Raw genomic sequence first — 18,181 nt, forward strand, 5'->3', positions numbered from 1 at the left:
GGTGGCCACCCCCTCCGGTCCGCCGGGTGAGCCGCGCAGGATCGCGTGGCTCTACCTGCTGCCCGCCTTCCTCGTCTACGCCGCGTTCCTGCTCTACCCCCTCGGGCGCGCGGTCCAGATCTCGTTCTACGACTGGAACGGCAACACCCTGGCCACGTGGGCGGGGCTGTCCAACTACGCGGACGTCGTCACCGACCCGGCCCTGCGGGCGTCGTTCGGGCACGCGCTGGTCCTCATGCTGTTCTACGCGGTGCTGCCCACCGTCATCGGCCTCGGTCTCGCGGCGATCCTCAACCGCGCCAAGGTCCGTGGGCTCGCCTTCTTCCGCACGGTGGTCTTCCTGCCGCAGGTCGTGGCGATGGTCGTCATCGCCGTGGCCTGGCGCCGGATGTACGCCCCCGACGGCACGGTCAACGACCTGCTGGGTGCCATCGGCCTGGACTCGCTGACCCGCGGCTGGCTCGGCGACTACACCGCGGCCCTGCCCGCGGTCGGGTTCATCGGCACGTGGTTCGAGATCGGCCTCGTGACGGTCCTGCTCCTCGCCGGTATGGGGCGCATCCCCGGCGAGCTGTACGAGGCCGCGCGCCTCGACGGCGCCGGCCCGTTCCGCGAGTTCTTCGCCGTGACGCTGCCGTCGGTGCGTGGTGAGATCTCGGTCGCGTTGACGCTGACCGTGATCGCGGCCCTGCGGACGTTCGACCTCGTCTACGTCACCACCCGCGGTGGGCCGGGGACGAGCACGTCTGTGCCGTCCTTCGAGGTCTACAACCGGGCGTTCCAGCAGGGTCGGGTCGGCTCCGCCGCCGCCATCGCCGTCGTGCTGACGCTGATCATCTTCGCGATCTCGTTCGGCATCACCCGCATCGCCGAGAGGGACGACCGGTGAGGGTCTCGCGCGCCGAACGCACCGGCAACTACGTCATCCTCATCGCCTTCGCGGTCTTCGCGCTGACGCCGATCCTGACGGTCCTGGGTGCCGCCCTCGGCCCCGACGACGCCGCCGGGGGCGTGACGTCCGGGGGAGTGCTCGGACTGCACCCGGGCAACTTCGGGCAGGCCTGGGACATCGGCCACTTCGGCAGCTACCTGCGCACCAGCCTGCTCGTCTCCACGACCGTCGTGGTCGTCAGCCTCGTGCTGTCGATCCTGGCCGGGTATGCGTTGGGCACCATGCGTTTTCGCGGCGCGACGGTGGTGTTCTACCTCTTCCTGCTGGGCATCATGATGCCCAGCGAGGCCGTCCTCGTCCCCCTGTACTACGACCTGCGGGCACTCGGTCTGACCGACACCGTCTGGGCCGTCGTGCTGCCACAGGTGGCGCAGTCGGTGGCCTTCGGGACGTTCTGGATGCGGGCCTACTTCCGCAGCTCGAGCCGGGCCCTGGTCGAGGCCGCGCGCCTCGACGGCGCCTCCACGTGGCGGATCCTGTGGCAGGTGCTCGTCCCGCTGGCGCGGCCCGCCGTCGTCACCCTCACGGTGCTGGTCTTCATGTGGACCTGGAACGAGTTCCTCATCCCGCTGGTCATGGTCACCTCGGAGAACCTGCGCACCGCCCCGCTCGGGCTCGCGTTCTTCCAGGGCCAGTACACGCAGGGCTTCACGCTCCTCGCGGCGGGCGCGTGCATCGTCGCGACCCCGGTCGTCCTGCTCTACGTCTTCCTCCAGCGCCACTTCATCGCCGGGATGCTCGAGGGGGCAGTCCGGGAGTAACAGACCGCAACCCGACCCAGGAGGTCAACGATGATCGCAGGGAATCGCCCACTGGCCAGAGCGGCAGCGGCGTCAGCCGCAGCCCTCGCCGCCGCAGCAGCACTCGGACTCGCAGGATCCGGTCCGGCGCAGGCGTCGCCGCACGACCGCGGCGGACCCAGGCCACCGGACCGCACCACCTCGGCCGGGTCACCGGTCGACCTGGGAGCGCTGTTCATCGGGGCCCACCCCGACGACGAGGCGGGACAGCTCTCGGCGTACGGCGAGTGGAAGGAGAAGTACGGCCTGCGGACGGGCGTCATCACCGTCACCCGCGGCGAGGGCGGCGGCAACGCGGTCGGCCCGGAGGAGGGCCCGGCCCTCGGTCTCCTGCGCGAGAAGGAGGAGCGCGCGGCGGTCGGCAAGGCCGGCATCACCGACGTCTTCAACCTCGACAAGGTCGACTTCTACTACACGGTCTCGGCCCCGCTGACCCAGCAGATCTGGGACCACGAGCAGACGCTGGGCAAGGTCGTGCGCATCATCCGCCAGACCCGTCCCGAGATCCTGTCGACGATGAACCCGGCCCCGTCGCCGGGCAACCACGGCAACCACCAGGAGGCGGGGCGCCTGGCCATCGAGGCCTTCACCGCAGCGGCCGACCCCACGCGCTTCCCGGAGCAGCTCAGCAAGGAGGGGCTGAAGACCTGGGCGCCCTTGCGCCTGCTGGTCCGTGGCTCTGCCGCGACCGCCCCGAACGGTGCCGCCTGCGCCACCGGGTTCACCCTCAAGGACACGACGCAGAACGTGTACGGCGTGTGGTCCGGTGAGCGCGCGAAGTCGGGGAAGACGTGGGCCGCCATCGAACGTGACGCCCAACGGCTCTACGCCTCGCAGGGCTGGGCGACCTTCCCCGACGTGTCGAGCGACCCGAACGCCCTGGGCTGCGACTACTTCCAGCAGGTCGACTCCCGCGTGCCGTTCCCCGCGCCCGGCTCCGCAGCCGCGGGTCGGCCGTCCGCGTCCCTCGACGGGGCGGTGACGCACGCCGCGGGCACGGTGCCGCTGGGAACGCGGATGCGGGTGGCCACGACGAGGTTCGGCGTCCTCGCCGGAGCGCCGTTCACGGCGACGGTCGAGGTGACCGCTCCGGCCAAGGGCCTGCACGACGCCCGGCTGGTGCCGTCCGTGCCGTCCGGCTGGACGGTCGCCGGGAGCGGGGCGATCGGCACGCTCAAGGCCGGTCGCACGGTGACGAAGACCTTCACGGTGACCCCGGCAGCCGGTGCCGCCGTGGGAGACCGCGCCCGCGTTGCCGCGACGCTGCGCTCCGACGAGGGCAGCGGCTACTCCGACCGCCCGGTGCAGGTGGTTGCCCCGGTCGCAGGCACCCAGCAGCTGCTCCCGCAGGTCGCCGACTTCGAGAGGTGGACCGGTGCTGCTGCCGGACAGCCGCAGCTGAGCGGCACGGTGAGCCCGGTGCTCACCCTCGCCTCCGGTGGTTCGCGCCAGGTGCGCGTCGACCTGCGAAACAACTCCGCGTCGGCCCAGTCCGGCACGGTGGCGCTCGCCCTCCCGGCCGGGTTCACGGCGTCGCCGGGCACGGCGGCATACGGGCCGGTCGCGGCGGGAGGGACAGGTTCGGTGACGTTCACGGTCACCAACTCCGATCCCTCGCTGAAGACCTCGAACCAGGGCGGCACCCCGGCTGCGCCTGCGGGTGACTACGCCTACACGATCCGGACGACGTCGTCGGCCGGGTCGAGCACGGCGTCCGCCGCGCTCGAGCTGGTGCCACGGACGACGATCGCGCAGGCGCCGACCGCGCCGTCGGTCGACGGCGTCGACACGGCAGGGGAGTACCCCGGTGCCGCGATCGACATCTCCCGGCTCTGGGAGGGGACGGCCTGCGACTCGGCGGCCGACTGCTCGGCGACGGCGAAGCTGGCGTGGCGCGACGACACCCTCTACGTGCTGGTCGACGTCACCGACGACACCCTCGGCACGAAGCTCGACGCCGCCGACTGCAAGCGGCACTGGCGCACCGACTCCGTCGAGCTGGCCATCGACCCGAGGGGCACGTCGGAGAACACCTCGACGACGTTCAAGGCGGCGATCCTCCCGGTGACCGCGGAGGGTGGTCCCTGCTACGAGCGGGACGCCGACAACCACCAGGGTCCTGGTGCCCAGACGGCACCGGGCATGAAGGTGGCCTCGAAGGTCCGGTCCGGCGGGTACACCGTCGAGACCTCGATCCCGATGTCGCTGCTGCCGGGAGCGGTCGACCCGGAGCACCTGGGGCTCAACCTGTTCGTCTACGACTCGGACACGCAGGACCTGACGGGCCAGACGCGGATCGGCTGGTCGACGTGGGGCGGGGTGCAGGGTGACCCCTACCGCTGGGGCCAGGCGACGGTTGCGGGCTACACGCCGCCGGCCGGTCGTCCGACCACGGCACCCGAGCCGGTCATCCCGCTCAGTGCGCTGTCCTCGCTCGACTCCCCGCAGAGCCTGCGTCAGGCGGTGGCCATCGACGTCCCACTGGCCGGGGGAGCGGCGAGCACGCGGGCGGCCAGTGGCTGGGTCGACAAGGCACGGCTGCGGGGCGACACCGCCCTGGTGCGGATGAGGGCGAACTCCGCCGGGTCGGCGCACGTCCACGTGGTCGACTCGTCCGGGACCGTCGGCAGCCGCACGGTGCAGGTGGCGGCAGGCAGGCACGAGTACGGCGTCGTGCTGGACCGGGCGCCCGAGGGCTCGGTGACGGTGTACGTCGGGTGGCAGGACGCCGCCGGCGGCACCCTGGCCTCCAAGGCGGCCGTCCGTTGAGGTGAGGCCGGCCGGCGGTCAGGACCGCCGGTGGGTGCGCGGAAGGGGCCGGTTCCTCGCGGAACCGGCCCCTTCTCGTGCGTCAGGTGTGCGTGTCGGGCTCAGGCAGCCTTGACGAGCTGGATGTCCAGGTTGATCTTGATCTTCTCGGAGACGAGGACGCCGCCACCCTCGAGGGCGACGTTCCACTCGAGGCCGAAGTCCTTGCGGTTGATCTCGGTGGTGGCCTCGAAGCCGGCCTTCTGGTTGCCCCACGGGTCGGTGGCCAGGCCGTTGAACTCGAGGTCGAACTCGACGGGCTTGGTGACGCCCTTGATGGTCAGGTCGCCCTTGAGGGTGTCGTCGCTGACCTCGGTGGAGGTGAAGGTCATGGTCGGGTTGTTCTCGACGTCGAAGAAGTCGCCGGACTTGATGTGGGCGTCGCGGTCGGCGGAGCCGGTGTCGACGGAGGCGAGCTGGACGGTCGCGTTGATCGTGGAGGCGGTGACGTCCTCGGGGACCGTCGCGGTCGCCTCGAACTCGTTGAACTTGCCGCGGACCTTGGTGACCATGAGGTGGCGGGCGGTGAAGCCGAGCTCGCTGTGCGAGGCGTCGACGTTCCAGGTTCCGGCGGAAAGGTCCTTGATGCTGGCCATGGGGTGTATCTCCTGTGTTGAGGGGGTCTCCGCGGGACTTTCCCGCGGGGTCACTGTGTTGAACATAGCAGAACTGATTTATATTTCAACGATACCGAAGAGATGGAATACTTGACCACCATGAGCACCGCAGTGACCGCGCCACCGCGCTGGCTGACCCCTGAGCAGCAGGAGGCCTGGCGCGCCTACCTGCGTGGCAGCCGCCTCCTCGAGGCCGCCCTCGACCGTGACCTGCAGTCCCACGGCGTCCAGCTGTCCGAGTACGAGATCATCTCGATGCTGTCCGAGTCCCCGGGGCGCCGCCTGCGCATGTCCGGCCTGGCCGACCTCGTCGTGCAGTCCCGCAGCCGCCTCACGCACACCGCTGCCCGGCTCGAGAAGCGTGGCTGGGTGCGCCGTGAGTCCTGTCTGGAGGACCGCCGCGGTGTCGAGCTCGTGCTCACCGAGCGTGGGCTCGCGGCCGTCGAGGAGATGGCGCAAGTCCACATCGAGAGCGTGCGCCGCAACATCGTCGACACCATGACGCCCGAGCAGTTCGCCACGCTCGGGCTGGCCATGGCTGCGATGCGCGACGCCATCCTGGCCGGCGGGCTGCCGTCCTGCAGCGAGGTCTGACCCACCCACCCTCCTCCCCGGGTGTGACCCTGCGCACGCCCCCAGCCACACCCGTCCGTCCGTCCTCAGGAACGGCTGTGACAATGGGTGGCATGACGGCACACCCCTTCGACGCCCCGGCTTCGCAGGCCCTCCTCGAACGCGCGCTCGCGGTCACCCCCGGTGGCGTGAACTCCCCGGTCCGGGCCTTCCGCGCCGTCGGCGGAACGCCCCGGTTCATGGCCTCCGGCTCCGGCCCGTACCTCACCGACGTGGACGGTCGCGAGTACGTGGACCTGGTCTGCTCGTGGGGTCCGATGATCCTCGGCCACGGTCACCCGGCCGTCGTCGACGCCGTCAGCACCGCTGTCTCGCAAGGGTTCTCGTTCGGCACCCCCAGCGAGAACGAGGTCGCGCTGGGCGAGGAGATCGTTGCCCGGGTCGAGCCCGTCGAGCAGGTCCGCCTGGTCTCCAGCGGCACCGAGGCGACGATGAGCGCCATCCGCCTCGCCCGGGGCTACACGGGCCGCTCCCTCGTCGTGAAGTTCGCCGGCTGCTACCACGGCCACGTCGACTCCCTCCTCGCCCAAGCGGGCTCGGGTGTCGCGACGTTCGCCCTCCCGGACTCCGCGGGGGTGCCCAAGGAGATGGCGGCCGAGACGATCGTCCTGCCGTTCAACGACCTGGCGGCGGTCGAGGAGGCGTTCGCCGCCCGTGGCTCCGAGATCGCCGCGGTCATCACCGAGGCCTCGCCCGGCAACATGGGCGTCGTCCCGCCCGCACCCGGCTTCACCGACGGGCTGCGCCGGATCACCGCCGCGCACGGTGCCCTGCTCATCTCCGACGAGGTGATGACGGGCTTCCGCTGCTCGGCTGCCGGCTGGTACGGGCTCGAGGGCCCGTATGCCGCCGGGGCGCCGGACCTGTTCACGTTCGGCAAGGTCATGGGAGGCGGCTTCCCCGCGGCAGCCTTCGGTGGCCGGGCCGACGTGATGGCCCTCCTCGCACCGGTCGGGCCGGTCTACCAGGCCGGGACGCTGTCGGGGAACCCCGTCGCCACCGCGGCCGGACGCGCGACGCTGCAGCAGTGCACCCCCGAGCTCTACGCCCGGCTCGACGAGGTCGCCGACGCGATCACCGGCGCCCTCGACACCGAGCTCGGCAGGGCCGGCGTGCCGCACACCATCCAGCGCGCCGGGAGCATGTTCAGCGTCTTCTTCCGGGACGGCGCCGTGACGAACTACGACCAGGCCCGGGCCCAGCACGTGCCGGCGTTCGCGGCGTTCTTCCACTCGATGCTCAGCCAGGGCGTGTACCTGCCGCCGAGCGCGTTCGAGTCGTGGTTCGTCAGCGGCGCGCACGACGACGCCGCGGTGGATCGCATCGTCTCGGCGCTGCCCGCCGCGGCGTCGGCGGCCGCCGAGTCGTTTGCGACAATCGACTCATGAGCCCTGCCCCCCGCACCGTGGTGCACCTGCTGCGCCACGGCGAGGTGCACAACCCCGACGGCGTGCTCTACGGGCGGCTCGACGGCTACCACCTGTCCGAGCTCGGCCGGGAGATGGCACAGGCCGCCGCCCGCCACCTCGAGGACCACGACATCACCCACGTCGTCGCCTCGTCGCTGACCCGGGCCCAGGAGACGGCCACGCCGATCGCGACGTCGCACGACCTGCCCATCACCACGGACGACCGCGTCATCGAGGCGGGCAACTCCTTCGAGGGGGAGCACGTCGCCGGGATGCGGGCCTCGGCCTTCGCGCACCCGCGCTACTGGGGGCGGTTGACCAACCCCTTCAAGCCGTCGTGGGGCGAGCCCTACGCCGAGATCGCGACCCGCATGGTCGAGGCGATCGCGGACGCCCGTGAGCAGGCCCGCGGTCACGAGGCGGTGCTGGTGTCCCACCAGCTGCCGATCTGGACCGCCCGCAACCAGCTCGCGGGGCGCCACCTCTGGCACGACCCCCGCAAGCGGGAGTGCCGCCTCGCCTCCCTGACCACGCTCACCTACGTCGGCGACGAGCTCGAGGCCATCGCGTACTGCGAGCCCGCTGCCGCCCTGCTCGTCCGCTCCCACGGGGGAACCGGATGAGCCACCGCACCTCCCGTATGGCGCGCGCCTCGGCGATGCTCGCCATACCGGTCCTCGCACTGTCGCTCGCGGCGTGCTCGCAGGACCCGAACTCCATCGCGGCCCAGGCCAAGTCGGGCAACCGTCAGGGCTACATCTCCGGCGACGGCACGGTCGAGGCCATCCCCGTCGCCCAGCGCAACAAGCCCGTCGTGCTGTCCGGGAAGACGCTGGACGACCAGTCGTGGTCGGTGGCCGCCCAGGCCGGCAAGGTCGTCGTGCTCAACGTCTGGGCCTCCTGGTGCCCGCCCTGCGAGAAGGAGGCGCCCGAGCTCAAGGACGCCGCCGAGAAGGTCGCGGCTGCGAGCAAGCCGGTGGTGTTCATGGGGATCAACACCCGGGACAACCCCGACTCGGGCAGGGCGACCGCCAAGCGCCAGGGCATCCCGTACCCGTCCCTGGATGACCAGGACGGCCGGATGATCCTCGCGCTGCAGGGGAAGGCCCCGACGCCGCCGGTCACGCTCGTCCTCGACCCCACCGGCCGCATCGCGGCCCGGGTCGTCGGTGAGGTGACGTCCTCGACGCTCACCGGGCTCGTCGACGACGTGCTGGCCGAGAAGTAGGTCGGCCACCCTTGACTGCTGATGTCGCGGACACGGTGACCTCCGGCGCCCTCCCGGTCGCCGTCGTCGTCGCCCTGCTCGCCGGGATGGTGTCGTTCGCCTCACCCTGCGTGCTGCCGCTCGTGCCCGGATTCCTGGGGTACGTCACCGGGCTGTCGGACGAGTCGCTGGCGCAGCGCTCGCGGCACCGGATGGTGGCCGGCGCGCTGCTGTTCGTGCTCGGATTCACCGTCGTCTTCATGGCGACGACGGTGTTCCTCGCGAGCCTCGGTGCCACCTTCGTCGAGCACCGTCAGCTGCTCATGCGCGGAGGGGGCGTCCTCGTCATCCTCATGGCGCTGGTCTTCCTCGGTGTGGGGACCCGCGCAGGGTCGCAGCGCGAGCTGAAGATCCACCGCCGTCCGGCCTCGGGACTTGCGGGCGCGCCCCTGCTCGGGGCGGTCTTCGGTCTCGGCTGGGCGCCCTGCACCGGCCCCACGCTGGGGGCGGTGGTCGCCCTGGCCACCATCACCGGCGACCAGTCGGCGGTGACGCGCGGCACCATCCTCGCGCTGGCCTACAGCCTCGGTCTGGGCCTGCCCTTCCTCCTCATCGCCGCGGGGTTCGAGCGGTTCGGGCGGGTCTCGGCCTTCCTGCGCCGCCACCAGCGCGGCATCCAGCTGTTCGGCGGCGCCCTGCTGCTGGTCATCGGGGTCCTCCTCGTGACCGGTGTCTGGGAGTCCTGGACCCGATACCTGCAGACCTCGCTGGTCAGCGGATTCCAGACGGTGATCTGACGTGGCCGACACCATCACCCAGCCGAGGCTGGGCCTCGTGGGCTGGCTGCGCTGGATGTGGCGCCAGCTCACGAGCATGCGCACCGCCCTCTTCCTCCTGCTGCTCCTGGCGATCGGCGCCCTGCCGGGCTCGATCTGGCCGCAGCGCAGCATCGACTCGGCGCGCACCGCCGACTACATCGCCAACCACCCCAAGGCCGGGCCGTGGCTCGACCGGTTCGGGTTCTTCGAGGTGTACGCCTCGCCGTGGTTCGCGGCGATCTACCTGCTGCTGTTCGTCTCCCTCGTCGGCTGCGTGCTGCCCCGCAGCAAGGTGCACTGGACCGCGATGCGCTCCCGGCCGCCGCGGGCGCCGGCGCGGCCCGAGCGGCTGCCGTCGTCGGGTCGGGCCGAGCTGGAGGCCACCTCCGAGGAGGTGCTCGACGCGGCTCGTGAGGTGCTGCGCGGCAAGCGGTTCCGCACCGACTCGCACGACGAGACCTCGGTGAGCGCGGAGAAGGGCTACCTCAAGGAGACCGGAAACCTGGTCTTCCACCTGTCGCTGATCTTCGTCATCATCGGCGTCGCCGTGGGCCACCTGTGGGGCTGGAAGGGCGACGTGATCATCCCCGTGGGCAAGACCTTCTCGAACACGCTGCTGCAGTACGACACGTTCGCCCCCGGGCCCTGGGTCGACCCGCAGAAGCTGTCCCCGTTCAGCCTCAAGGTCGACAAGCTCGACGCCACCTTCGAGGAGAACGTCACCGGGCGCGGCCAGTTCGGCCAGCCGCGCGACTTCACCGCACACGTCACGACCGAGGCCGTGCCCGGCGCCCCGCCGAAGCAGTCGACGATCAAGGTCAACCACCCGCTCGAGATGACCGACGCCGGGGTCTTCCTGCTGGGCAACGGCTACGCCCCGGTCGTCACCGTGCGCGACAAGGACGGCAACAAGACCTACAGCGGACCGGTGCCGTTCCTCGCGCAGGACAACAACTACACGTCGGTCGGGGCCATCAAGGTGCCCGGTGCCGGGCCCAAGCAGCTCGGCTTCTCGGGCCTGTTCCTGCCGACCGCCATCATCGACAAGGACAAGGGTCCGACCTCGATCTTCCCCGACGCGAAGAAGCCGGCGCTCGCACTGACGCTCTTCGAGGGAACCCTCTTCCCGGGTGGTCGGCCGCAGTCGGTGTACGTCCTCGACACCGCCGAGATGACCCAGGTGAAGACCGACAAGGACCAGCCCCTGCGGATCTGGCTCGAGCCCGGCAAGACCTTCGAGCTCCCCGGCGACCGGGGGTCGATCACCTTCGACAGCGTGGACCGGTTCGCCGGGCTGTCGATCCGGCACGACCCCGGCAAGTTCATCACCCTGGCCGCGGCGCTCCTCGCGCTCGCCGGCCTGATCTCCTCGCTGGTGGTGCGGCGACGTCGGGTCTTCGTGCGGGTTTCCCCTGCACCCGAGGCGGGACGTACCGTGGTCACCGTCGGCGGGCTCGCCAAGGGCGACGACGACGGGCTCCAGGAGGTGGTCGAGGACATCCTCGCCACCGTGCAACGACGATTGGGCAGCGCATGACGAACGAGACCCTGGCGGGCTACGCCAACGTCAGCCTCTACTCGGCGATGGCGGTCTTCACGATCGCCATGCTGTGCTACGCCGTCTACCTCGCCGGTCTGCTCCCGGCCCGCGACCGCGCGGGCGACCGGGAGCCGGAGCTCGCGGTCGACCGCGAGCTCGTCTCCGCCGGTGCCCCCTCGGAGACGGCGGGCACGCCTGTGTCCGGGACCCCGCGCCCCGGGCGCCCCGACGAGTCGGACGTCCCCTCGCGGGCCCGTGCCGCGGCCGGCATCGGTGCGACGACGACCTGGCTGGGCGGGATGCTGCTGGTCGTGTCGATCGCCCTGCGCGGCCTGTCGGTCGACCGGTGGCCGCTGGGCAACATGTTCGAGTTCGCCGTGATGGGGTCGATGTTCACCTCGATCGCCTTCTCGGTCTGGGCGACCAAGCGGGACCTGCGCTGGCTGGGACTGTTCATCACCGGCCCGATCCTGCTCGTCCTCGGCATGGCCGTCCGGGTCTGGTACACCGAGGCCGCCGAGCTGCTCCCGTCGCTGCAGAGCTACTGGCTCGTCATCCACGTGACCGTCGCCGTGCTGGCCAGCGCCATCTTCACCCTCGGCGCCGCCGCGTCGGCCGTCTACCTCGTCAAGGACGCGTTCGCCCGTTCCGGCCGCAGCAGCTTCCTCGACCGGTTCCCCGACGCGCCGTCGCTCGAGCGCACGGCCTACGGCCTGCACATCGTCGCGTTCCCCCTGTGGACCTTCACCCTCATCGCCGGGGCCATCTGGGCCCGCCAGGCGTGGGCGTCCTACTGGAACTGGGACCCCAAGGAGGTCTGGACCTTCGTGATCTGGGTCGTCTACGCGGCATACCTGCACTCGCGGGCGACCAGCGGGATCAGCCGGCAGACGGCGACGTACATCGCCCTGGCCGGCTACGCCTGCATCATCGTGAACTTCGCCGTCGTCAACGTGTTCTTCGTCGGCCAGCACTCCTACTCAGGCCTGTAAAGGAACCACCCGAACCATGCTGCGGTACTCCGTCCTGCGACTGCTCGTCTTCTTCGGGGTCCTGTCGTTGCTCTGGCTGCTCGGCCTGCGCGACAAGGACCAGCAGTGGATGCTGCTCGTGCTCAGCGCCCTGATCTCCATGGTGCTGTCGTACTTCGTGCTCGCGCGGTTCCGCGAGGAGAGCACCCGGCAGCTGGCCGAGCGCGTGCAGCGCCGCACCGAGGCGAAGCAGGCCGCGGCGGCGGCGGGCGTGGGCACGGTCCACGGGCGCGACGAGTCCGCCGAGGACGCCGAGGACGAGGGCGGCCCGGTCCAGTACCGCTGACCCGCTAGCCGGGGGTCGCGGCCGAGGGTTCGGGCAGCGAGGGCCCGTCGGTGGGGTAGACGCCGACAGCGAAGCCGTAGACGGTGTCGCCGGACCGCGGGAGCTCGTCGAACTCCCGCACGAGGGCGGCCATCCGCTCCCAGAACTCGCCGACCCGGTCCTCCGGAAGCCGGGCGTGGCGGATGAAGCCCCAGAGCTTCCCGTCCCGGAACGCGGCCGCAGACTCCTGCGCGGCGACCTCGAAGTCGTTGAAGTCGCCCGGCAGGTCGGGCTCGCCGGCGCCCCGCTCGACGGCGACGTGGAACATCCGGGCGGTGCGGCCGTAGAAGCGCTCCTCGACGGCGCGGACGCGACGGGTGCGCACGACGCGGACCAGTCCCGCGTCGGCCAGGACCTTCACGTGGTGGGCCATCGTGCTCTTGGGGCGGCCCACCGCGGTCGCCAGCTCGGTGACCGTGGCGGCCCGCTCGTGCAACAGGCCCAGGACCGAGGTGCGCAGGGGGTTGCTGATCGCCCGGACCTGGGCCGGGGTGGTCAGCGCGAGCCGGTCGGCGAGCTCGTAGTCGGGAGGGGTGTTGTCAGCCATGGCCCGATCAGACTACTCTCACAGAACGTTCCATACTGTTGGATCGTTGGAGGAGGAAGTCATGGTCGAGGTCGTCGTGTTCCACCACGTGCAGGGGCTCACGCCGGGGGTGAGGGCGTTCGCGGACGAGCTGCGGCAGGCCGGGCACACCGTGCACACGCCGGACCTGTTCGACGGCCGCACGTTCACGACGATCGACGAGGGCATGGCGCACGCGCGCTCCGTCGGGTTCGACACCCTCCTCGATCGTGGAGTGGCCGCCGTCGAGGACCTGCCGGCGGACCTGGTCTACGCCGGGTTCTCGCTCGGCGTGATGCCGGCCCAGAAGCTCGCCCAGACCCGGGCAGGGGCGCGTGGCGCGCTGCTGCTGCACGGATGCATCCCCGTCTCCGAGTTCGGAGAGCGCTGGCCCGACGGCGTGCCCGTGCAGGTGCACGGCATGGACGCGGACCCCTTCTTCGCCGAGGAGGGTGGCGACCTCGACGCGGCCCGCGCGCTCGCCGCGTCGACCGACCAGGCAGAGGTCTTCCTCTACCCGGGGGAGGAGCACCTCTTCACCGACTCCTCGCTGCCCGCGTATGACGCGCAGGCTGCGGACCTGCTCACGCAGCGGGCGCTGCAGTTCCTCGACCGCGTGGGGCGTACCGCGGACGAGGTGTAGGCCGGCGCCCTGGCCGAAAGCTCGCTGGACGGGCGGGTTCGGTGGCGCATCCTGACCCGCGACACGGCGGATTCCCGCTGCTAGTGTCCCAGCACCTCCATCAAAGGGGGTGGGGGCAAGGGGAACACGGGGACAGGGGACGCGTATGTTCAGCACGCTCAAGCGGGTCGGGGTCGTCGCAGCACTGGTCGGGGGATCGGTTCTCGCGCCGACCCAGGCCTACGCCGCGGACGGGTGCGGCACCGACTACTACAAGCACAGTGACGGCTACCTCACGGCGGACCAGCACTGGACGCAGTCCGGGCGCAGCGCCTGGATCTACCACTCGGGCAGGGTGCGCTGGTGCACCCAGAACGACCCGTTGAACGACGACGAGCGACGCCGTGCGGTCGTCGGCTACCCGTCGTCGGACTACCCGTTCGAGAGCTGGATCATCAAGGGCAGCAACTACCGGGCCTTCTGCGTGAGCCAGAAGATCCGGATCCACATGACGGGGATCAAGTCGTCGTCGTCCTGGAGCCTCGGCGGCACCGTGTCCAAGGACGGACCGGGCGTGGGCTACACCTACAGCTCGAGCTCGGACACCGTGACCGTGACGGTCAACCGTTCGGGGGCCAAGGCGTGCAGCGCCACCAACAACGTCATCGCCCGCACCAGCGGCATCGTCGCGACGGCGCAGGACGAGTCCGGCAAGGTCGACTGGGTCGAGCTCCAGACGACGATCAGCGGGTCCTACGTGGTCAGCGGGACGGTCGTCGGTTTCAGCCACACGTTCTCGGAGAAGGACTACAGCTAGTCGCTCCACGGTGTGCGGCCACGGGCCGTGCGGTCCTCGCACCTCGGGGGGATCGCACGGTCCGTGCCCTACCCGACGGGGCCCGGGTCACATGAGCTCGGCCAGTCGGGCCAGTCCCGGTCCCGTGTGGGTCGCCAGGCGTTCTCGGGCGTCGTCGAGGGCGGTCGACCCGGGGTGGCCGGGCGGAACCCTGGCCGGGTTGAGAGCGACGCCTGTCGACCACTCACGGATGTCGTCCTCCGCCGAGAACGACAACGTGCTCCGGGTGCCGTGGACGATCATCCGCGCCCAGTCCTGGAGGGTGTTCCCGTACTGCGACGGGGGGCAGATCCGGTTCTTCTCGGTGTCGTCGCCTCGGGTCGCCTCGACGTAGCCGGTCAACGCGGCCCCGAACGAGGGGAACCCCGCCCTGATCGTCTGCAGCGTGATCGCCTCGGGCCGCCAGACCGGCACCCGCCCGGGGACCTTGAGGCCGTCCGCCGCGCAGTGGACCACCAGGGCGTCCGGGGCGACCGCGACCGAACCGTGCTCGAAGGTGAGCCGGCCCCGCTCGACGGCCCGGAGGTGTCCCCGGCGCACCACGTTCTCCACCGTCCGCAGCTCCTCGAGCTCCCACGTGGCCAGGGTCGGCGCCTTGGCCATGGCCGGGGTGACGGCAGGGTCGAGGCGCAGCATGATGCCGCGGTCCTCGAGCCGCAGGAACAGCTCGTCCAGCGATCGGGTGTGCCGTGCAGCCTGCATCAGGTCGGCCAGCATCCCGAGGAACACCGCCGGGTCCGGCTGGATGACCGCTCGGTTCAGCATCCAGGGATCCCGTGGCCTGACCCAGCAGATCGCATCCGGATCGACGCCGCGCGCGAGGAGCCAGACGCACGCGTCGGTCGCGGTCTTGCCCGACCCGACGACGACGTACTGGCTCGGTGCCTCGTCCACCCTGCCGAGGTCGTTCACCGACACCACCCGGGCGCCCTTGGCCACCGCGAACGGTGGCGGCGTCTCGGCCGGGATGCTGGGGGACAGGTAGTGGGCGTCGACGATCCGGCACCCCGGCCGCACCTCGGACCGTGCGCCCGAGACCCGCGAGACGAACGTGCGGTTGCCGACGTACTCGGTGGTGGGGTGGAACTCGACCCGCTCGCTGCTCACCAGCCGGTCGAGGACGTGGGCGTAGTACGTGCAGATCTCCGGTTGGGTGGCCCGCTCCTGCAGGCCCCTCTCGGGACCGTCCTGCTGGACCTTGCCGCCGCCGAGCAGGGTCGACGCCACCCCGTAGAAGCACGACGGCTGGTGCAGTCGCACGAAGGGGTATGCCTCGAGCCAGTGCCCGCTCACACCGTAGCGACGGTCGACCAGGACCACGCGGACATCGGCGTGGTCGACGAGCGCATCGGTGAACGCCATGCCCATGGCGCCCGCGCCCACCACGAGGTAGTCGGCTTCGACGACGCGGGTCACGGGGCCACGCTGCCACTCCCCGGGTGGCTCGTCCATGGTCAGCGCAAGGACACCTTCGGCTCGATGCCGAGGATCTCGGCCAGGCGCGCCACTTCCTGCCGGAGTGCGCGGTCAGGGCGCGGGCTCCCGTCCAGCCAGGTGACGGTCAGCTCGCTCGCCTTCGTCGCCCAGGTGCCGCACACGAGACCGCCCCGGACGACGGGGTTCGCCTTGCGCGTCATCAGCTCTCGCAGGGGAGCCGGAGTGACGTGGACGTCCTTGGTGCCGGGGCCCATGACCCACTGGTCGTGACCCGGCAGGAACCGGACCGCGTCCGACGGCTCCGCCGCGAGGAGGTCGTCGACGTCTGCCGCCAGGACCAGGGCCGGGGTGCCCGCCAGGTCGACCGTCGCCAGGTCGTCGGCCAAGGCCGCTAGCCAGCCGTCGATCCGCCTGCGCCCGGAGCTGAGGCCGTTGCCGAGCCAGTAGTGGACGTGGTCGCGGGTGGCCGGTCCGTACACGCGCAGGTAGGCCGACACGGCATACGCCCCGGCCTCGTCGAGGTCGGGGATGCCGCGCCAGCGCGGGTTGGTGTCGAGGCGCTGGAGCGTGAGGCGGCCGTCGCGGGCGGGCGCGATGCTCACGTCGCCCTGCCAGGTCAGTGGCTTCACGAGGGTGCCGGCACCCTCGTCGAACACCGGACGGAGGTGGCGGTACGCGCGGTTCCCGGCCAGGGCCTCCCCGAGCTCCTGCACGGTGAGGGGACCGTCCGCGACCGCCTCACGGACCGCGGCCCGGAAGTCCGGCCAGGCTTCTGGAGTGAGCCGGTAGTGCTCGACCCAGCTCGAGCGTTCCCACTGTCGCCCCGCGGACCGGAGTGCGAGGTAGGCGCCGCCCTCCTCCGGCGACAGGTGGTGCACCGCGCCGCGGAAGGCGAAGGCCTTGATGACGGTGCCCTCGGCCAACGCCTCCGCGAGCCCACCGGGGGTCGAGGACCTCTGGCGCGTCCGGACCGCCAGCTCGGCGAGGGACTCGTCCATCGACGGTATGGCGCCGAGCCGGCGCACGACCTCCGCGACCCCTTGCGTGCCGACGGGATCGAGGAGGTGTCGCCGCAGGCGCCACGACAGGGCCTGCGCCCACGTCGTCGACACCTCTGTGCGCGTGCCCATCGGTGCGCCGACCCCTCAGCCCGCCGCTGCCACGGTCTTGGTCATCACGCAGTTCTTCGCGCCCTTGGGGCGGTCGTAGGTGAAGCCGGCTCGCTCGAACAGGGCGCGGGTCCCGTTGTACAGCACCGACATCTTCTTCCCGTCGTTGTCGTGCGGGTACCCCTCGACGACCCCGCCACCGGCTGCCGCCACGAGGTCCAGGACTCCCTGCAGGGCGATCGCGGAGATGCCGGAACGTCGGTAGCGCTTGTCGACGAACAGGCAGGTGATCCGGAAGTCGGGCACGCGCTCGCTCGTCTCCTCGTACTGCTTGCGGTGGTAGATGTTGGGCAGCTCGTCCGGCGGGCCGTACTGGCACCAGGCCACCGCCTCGTCGCCGTGCAGGACGACTGCGGCGTGCGCCCGGTCGCAGTGGACGAGCCGTTCCTTGAGGGCGCGGTTGGAGTCCGCGTCGTACGTCTTCTCGCCGGCCATGGTGTGGAAGTACGTGCACCAGCACCCGCCGAACACCCCGTTGTGCCGCTCCATGAGGGCCGCGTATGCCGCCCACGTGTCCGGTCCGAGGGCCTCGACCCTGAGCTCGTCCGTGGCCACGGGAGACCTGGTCGTCCTCGTGGTCGTCGTCTTCGTCGTCGTGGGCCTTGCTGTCCCCGCCATGGCGACACGGTAGACCTCGAAGCGGACGATCGGCTTCCGGAAAGTTGTCAGTCCCGGCTCCGGCCGCGTGTCCACAGGGCGGCACGTCACGTCTCGTTGTCCACAGGATGGGTCCTGGCGGGTTGCGTTCCCGGACAGGTCTGGCAGTCGGGATCCGTTGGGGTGCAACGGGTTTGGTGTCTCGGCGGAGTTCGATGGCTGTCGGTGGTCGGGGCTAGGGTTGTCGTATGGATGGGGGCCAGACGCTGGTGCAGCGACGCGAGTCGATCGCGGCTGCCCGGGTGGCGTTGGCCGGTCTGGGGGACTGGTTGTGGCAGGCCGGTGGGGGTGCGGTTGGTGGTGTCGGCGGGTTGGCTGAGCTGTTGGGTGAGGTCGATGCGTTGGGGGCTGCGTGTGATGCGGCCAGGGTGGCGGTGGTGGGGGAGGCGATCGAGCGTGGTGAGCCCGGTAGCGGGCCGCAGGCGTTGAGTGTGGTGTCGTGGGTGCGTCGTCATGCTCCGTCGACGCGGGCTGGTGGTGCGCGGGCGGTGGTGGAGGTTGCTGCGGCGTTCACCAAGGCGGCCAATGCGCCGGTGAGGGCTGCGGTGCAGGCGGGGGTGTTGCCGGTGCGGTCGGCGGCGGTGGTGGTGGCCGAGGCGGACCGGTTGCGTCCGGTGCTGGTCGCGGGTGCTGAGCCGCATGTCGTCGATGGTCTGGTCGCGATGGCGGTCGAGCATGGTCCGCGGGGGTGTCGGATGCTGCGGCCGGCGTTGTTGGCCAGGTATGGCCGGGGGG

18 protein-coding genes and 1 pseudogene are annotated in these 18,181 nt (G+C 71.1%); 14 read left to right on the forward strand and 5 right to left on the reverse strand.

The genetic code is table 11. From position 1 onward, the window contains the following. Position 1: 1 nt before the first annotated feature. The 3 genes from ASC58_RS19385 to ASC58_RS19395 are packed head-to-tail and all read left to right on the forward strand — an operon-like array spanning position 2 to position 4,521. Positions 2–889: a carbohydrate ABC transporter permease gene (locus tag ASC58_RS19385; RefSeq protein ID WP_235529330.1), complete on the forward strand. Its 888-nt coding sequence runs from the start codon at positions 2–4 to the stop codon at positions 887–889. Continuing rightward, entirely contained in the window at positions 886–1,713 is an 828-nt protein-coding gene (locus tag ASC58_RS19390; protein ID WP_056915602.1) for a carbohydrate ABC transporter permease, read from the forward strand. The genes ASC58_RS19385 and ASC58_RS19390 overlap by 4 nt, the downstream gene beginning before the upstream one ends. A 30-nt stretch (positions 1,714–1,743) precedes the next feature. Beyond that, on the forward strand, positions 1,744–4,521 hold the full coding sequence (locus ASC58_RS19395) for a sugar-binding protein (protein WP_056915601.1): 2,778 nt from the start codon (positions 1,744–1,746) through the stop codon (positions 4,519–4,521). A 101-nt stretch (positions 4,522–4,622) separates the two neighbouring features. On the opposite strand, the gene ASC58_RS19400 is transcribed toward ASC58_RS19395, so the two are convergent. Beyond that, the gene (locus ASC58_RS19400) at positions 4,623–5,156 is read right to left on the reverse strand and encodes a YceI family protein (RefSeq protein WP_056915600.1); all 534 of its coding nucleotides are present in this window, start codon (positions 5,154–5,156) and stop codon (positions 4,623–4,625) included. Positions 5,157–5,276: 120 nt separating this feature from the next. Here ASC58_RS19400 and ASC58_RS19405 point away from each other — a divergent pair, with 120 nt between their 5' ends. The 8 genes from ASC58_RS19405 to ASC58_RS19440 all read left to right on the forward strand — a co-directional run bounded on the left by ASC58_RS19405 (position 5,277) and on the right by ASC58_RS19440 (position 12,101). Further along, positions 5,277–5,771 carry a MarR family winged helix-turn-helix transcriptional regulator gene (locus ASC58_RS19405; RefSeq protein WP_056920464.1) on the forward strand — a complete coding sequence of 165 codons (495 nt, stop codon included), beginning with the start codon at positions 5,277–5,279 and terminating at the stop codon, positions 5,769–5,771. A gap of 92 nt (positions 5,772–5,863) precedes the next feature. Next, entirely contained in the window at positions 5,864–7,198 is a 1,335-nt protein-coding gene (gene hemL, locus ASC58_RS19410) for a glutamate-1-semialdehyde 2,1-aminomutase (RefSeq protein WP_056920465.1), read from the forward strand. Beyond that, positions 7,195–7,842 (forward strand): histidine phosphatase family protein, encoded by a 648-nt coding sequence (locus tag ASC58_RS19415; protein WP_056915599.1) that lies wholly within the window; start codon positions 7,195–7,197, stop codon positions 7,840–7,842. Before hemL ends, ASC58_RS19415 begins: the two co-directional genes overlap by 4 nt. Then, positions 7,839–8,447, forward strand: coding sequence for a TlpA disulfide reductase family protein (locus ASC58_RS19420; RefSeq protein WP_056920412.1), 609 nt, complete (start codon positions 7,839–7,841; stop codon positions 8,445–8,447). Before ASC58_RS19415 ends, ASC58_RS19420 begins: the two co-directional genes overlap by 4 nt. Before the next feature lie 11 nt (positions 8,448–8,458). Beyond that, a complete protein-coding gene (locus ASC58_RS19425) occupies positions 8,459–9,223 on the forward strand; it encodes a cytochrome c biogenesis CcdA family protein (RefSeq protein ID WP_056920413.1) in 765 nt (254 codons plus the stop codon). 1 nt (position 9,224) lies between these two features. Continuing rightward, positions 9,225–10,781 (forward strand): cytochrome c biogenesis protein ResB, encoded by a 1,557-nt coding sequence (locus ASC58_RS19430; protein WP_056920414.1) that lies wholly within the window; start codon positions 9,225–9,227, stop codon positions 10,779–10,781. After that, positions 10,778–11,776, forward strand: a complete 999-nt coding sequence (gene ccsB / locus ASC58_RS19435) for a c-type cytochrome biogenesis protein CcsB (RefSeq protein ID WP_056920415.1) — start codon at positions 10,778–10,780, stop codon at positions 11,774–11,776. The genes ASC58_RS19430 and ccsB overlap by 4 nt, the downstream gene beginning before the upstream one ends. Positions 11,777–11,792: 16 nt before the next feature. Further along, entirely contained in the window at positions 11,793–12,101 is a 309-nt protein-coding gene (locus ASC58_RS19440) for a DUF4229 domain-containing protein (protein WP_056915595.1), read from the forward strand. 4 nt (positions 12,102–12,105) lie between these two features. Here the strand turns inward: ASC58_RS19440 and ASC58_RS19445 are convergent, their stop codons facing one another. After that, complete coding sequence (locus ASC58_RS19445; protein WP_056920416.1) at positions 12,106–12,687, reverse strand: transcriptional regulator; 582 nt, start codon at positions 12,685–12,687, stop codon at positions 12,106–12,108. A gap of 61 nt (positions 12,688–12,748) precedes the next feature. Here ASC58_RS19445 and ASC58_RS19450 point away from each other — a divergent pair, with 61 nt between their 5' ends. Further along, entirely contained in the window at positions 12,749–13,348 is a 600-nt protein-coding gene (locus ASC58_RS19450) for a dienelactone hydrolase family protein (protein ID WP_056915593.1), read from the forward strand. A 145-nt stretch (positions 13,349–13,493) separates the two neighbouring features. Beyond that, a complete protein-coding gene (locus ASC58_RS19455; protein WP_056915592.1) occupies positions 13,494–14,144 on the forward strand; it encodes a hypothetical protein in 651 nt (216 codons plus the stop codon). A gap of 87 nt (positions 14,145–14,231) precedes the next feature. Here ASC58_RS19455 and ASC58_RS19460 read toward each other — a convergent pair whose 3' ends face one another. From ASC58_RS19460 to ASC58_RS19470, 3 genes are read right to left on the reverse strand one after another with little or no spacing between them, the layout of a single operon-like run. Continuing rightward, entirely contained in the window at positions 14,232–15,599 is a 1,368-nt protein-coding gene (locus ASC58_RS19460) for a pyridine nucleotide-disulfide oxidoreductase (protein ID WP_157598579.1), read from the reverse strand. A gap of 38 nt (positions 15,600–15,637) precedes the next feature. Then, entirely contained in the window at positions 15,638–16,750 is a 1,113-nt protein-coding gene (locus tag ASC58_RS19465; RefSeq protein WP_056915590.1) for a DNA glycosylase AlkZ-like family protein, read from the reverse strand. Positions 16,751–16,765: 15 nt separating this feature from the next. Further along, positions 16,766–17,407 carry a GNAT family N-acetyltransferase gene (locus ASC58_RS19470; protein WP_235529331.1) on the reverse strand — a complete coding sequence of 214 codons (642 nt, stop codon included), beginning with the start codon at positions 17,405–17,407 and terminating at the stop codon, positions 16,766–16,768. A 227-nt stretch (positions 17,408–17,634) separates the two neighbouring features. Here ASC58_RS19470 and ASC58_RS19475 point away from each other — a divergent pair. Beyond that, positions 17,635–18,181, forward strand: a pseudogene (locus ASC58_RS19475) (hypothetical protein); the annotation flags it as partial.

Source organism: Phycicoccus sp. Root101, from assembly GCF_001426245.1.
Lineage (GTDB): Bacteria > Actinomycetota > Actinomycetes > Actinomycetales > Dermatophilaceae > Pedococcus.

Excerpts from the sequence above, each read along its gene's own strand:
- ASC58_RS19445 (WP_056920416.1), bottom strand. The coding sequence starts at position 12,687 with ATGGCTGACAACACCCCTCCCGACTACGAGCTCGCCGACCGGCTCGCG.
- ASC58_RS19455 (WP_056915592.1), top strand. The coding sequence starts at position 13,494 with ATGTTCAGCACGCTCAAGCGGGTCGGGGTCGTCGCAGCACTGGTCGGG.
- ASC58_RS19395 (WP_056915601.1), top strand. The coding sequence starts at position 1,744 with ATGATCGCAGGGAATCGCCCACTGGCCAGAGCGGCAGCGGCGTCAGCC.
- ccsB (WP_056920415.1), top strand. The coding sequence starts at position 10,778 with ATGACGAACGAGACCCTGGCGGGCTACGCCAACGTCAGCCTCTACTCG.
- hemL (WP_056920465.1), top strand. The coding sequence starts at position 5,864 with ATGACGGCACACCCCTTCGACGCCCCGGCTTCGCAGGCCCTCCTCGAA.
- ASC58_RS19450 (WP_056915593.1), top strand. The coding sequence starts at position 12,749 with ATGGTCGAGGTCGTCGTGTTCCACCACGTGCAGGGGCTCACGCCGGGG.
- ASC58_RS19465 (WP_056915590.1), bottom strand. The coding sequence starts at position 16,750 with ATGGGCACGCGCACAGAGGTGTCGACGACGTGGGCGCAGGCCCTGTCG.
- ASC58_RS19415 (WP_056915599.1), top strand. The coding sequence starts at position 7,195 with ATGAGCCCTGCCCCCCGCACCGTGGTGCACCTGCTGCGCCACGGCGAG.
- ASC58_RS19470 (WP_235529331.1), bottom strand. The coding sequence starts at position 17,407 with ATGGCGGGGACAGCAAGGCCCACGACGACGAAGACGACGACCACGAGG.
- ASC58_RS19440 (WP_056915595.1), top strand. The coding sequence starts at position 11,793 with ATGCTGCGGTACTCCGTCCTGCGACTGCTCGTCTTCTTCGGGGTCCTG.
- ASC58_RS19405 (WP_056920464.1), top strand. The coding sequence starts at position 5,277 with ATGAGCACCGCAGTGACCGCGCCACCGCGCTGGCTGACCCCTGAGCAG.
- ASC58_RS19400 (WP_056915600.1), bottom strand. The coding sequence starts at position 5,156 with ATGGCCAGCATCAAGGACCTTTCCGCCGGAACCTGGAACGTCGACGCC.
- ASC58_RS19420 (WP_056920412.1), top strand. The coding sequence starts at position 7,839 with ATGAGCCACCGCACCTCCCGTATGGCGCGCGCCTCGGCGATGCTCGCC.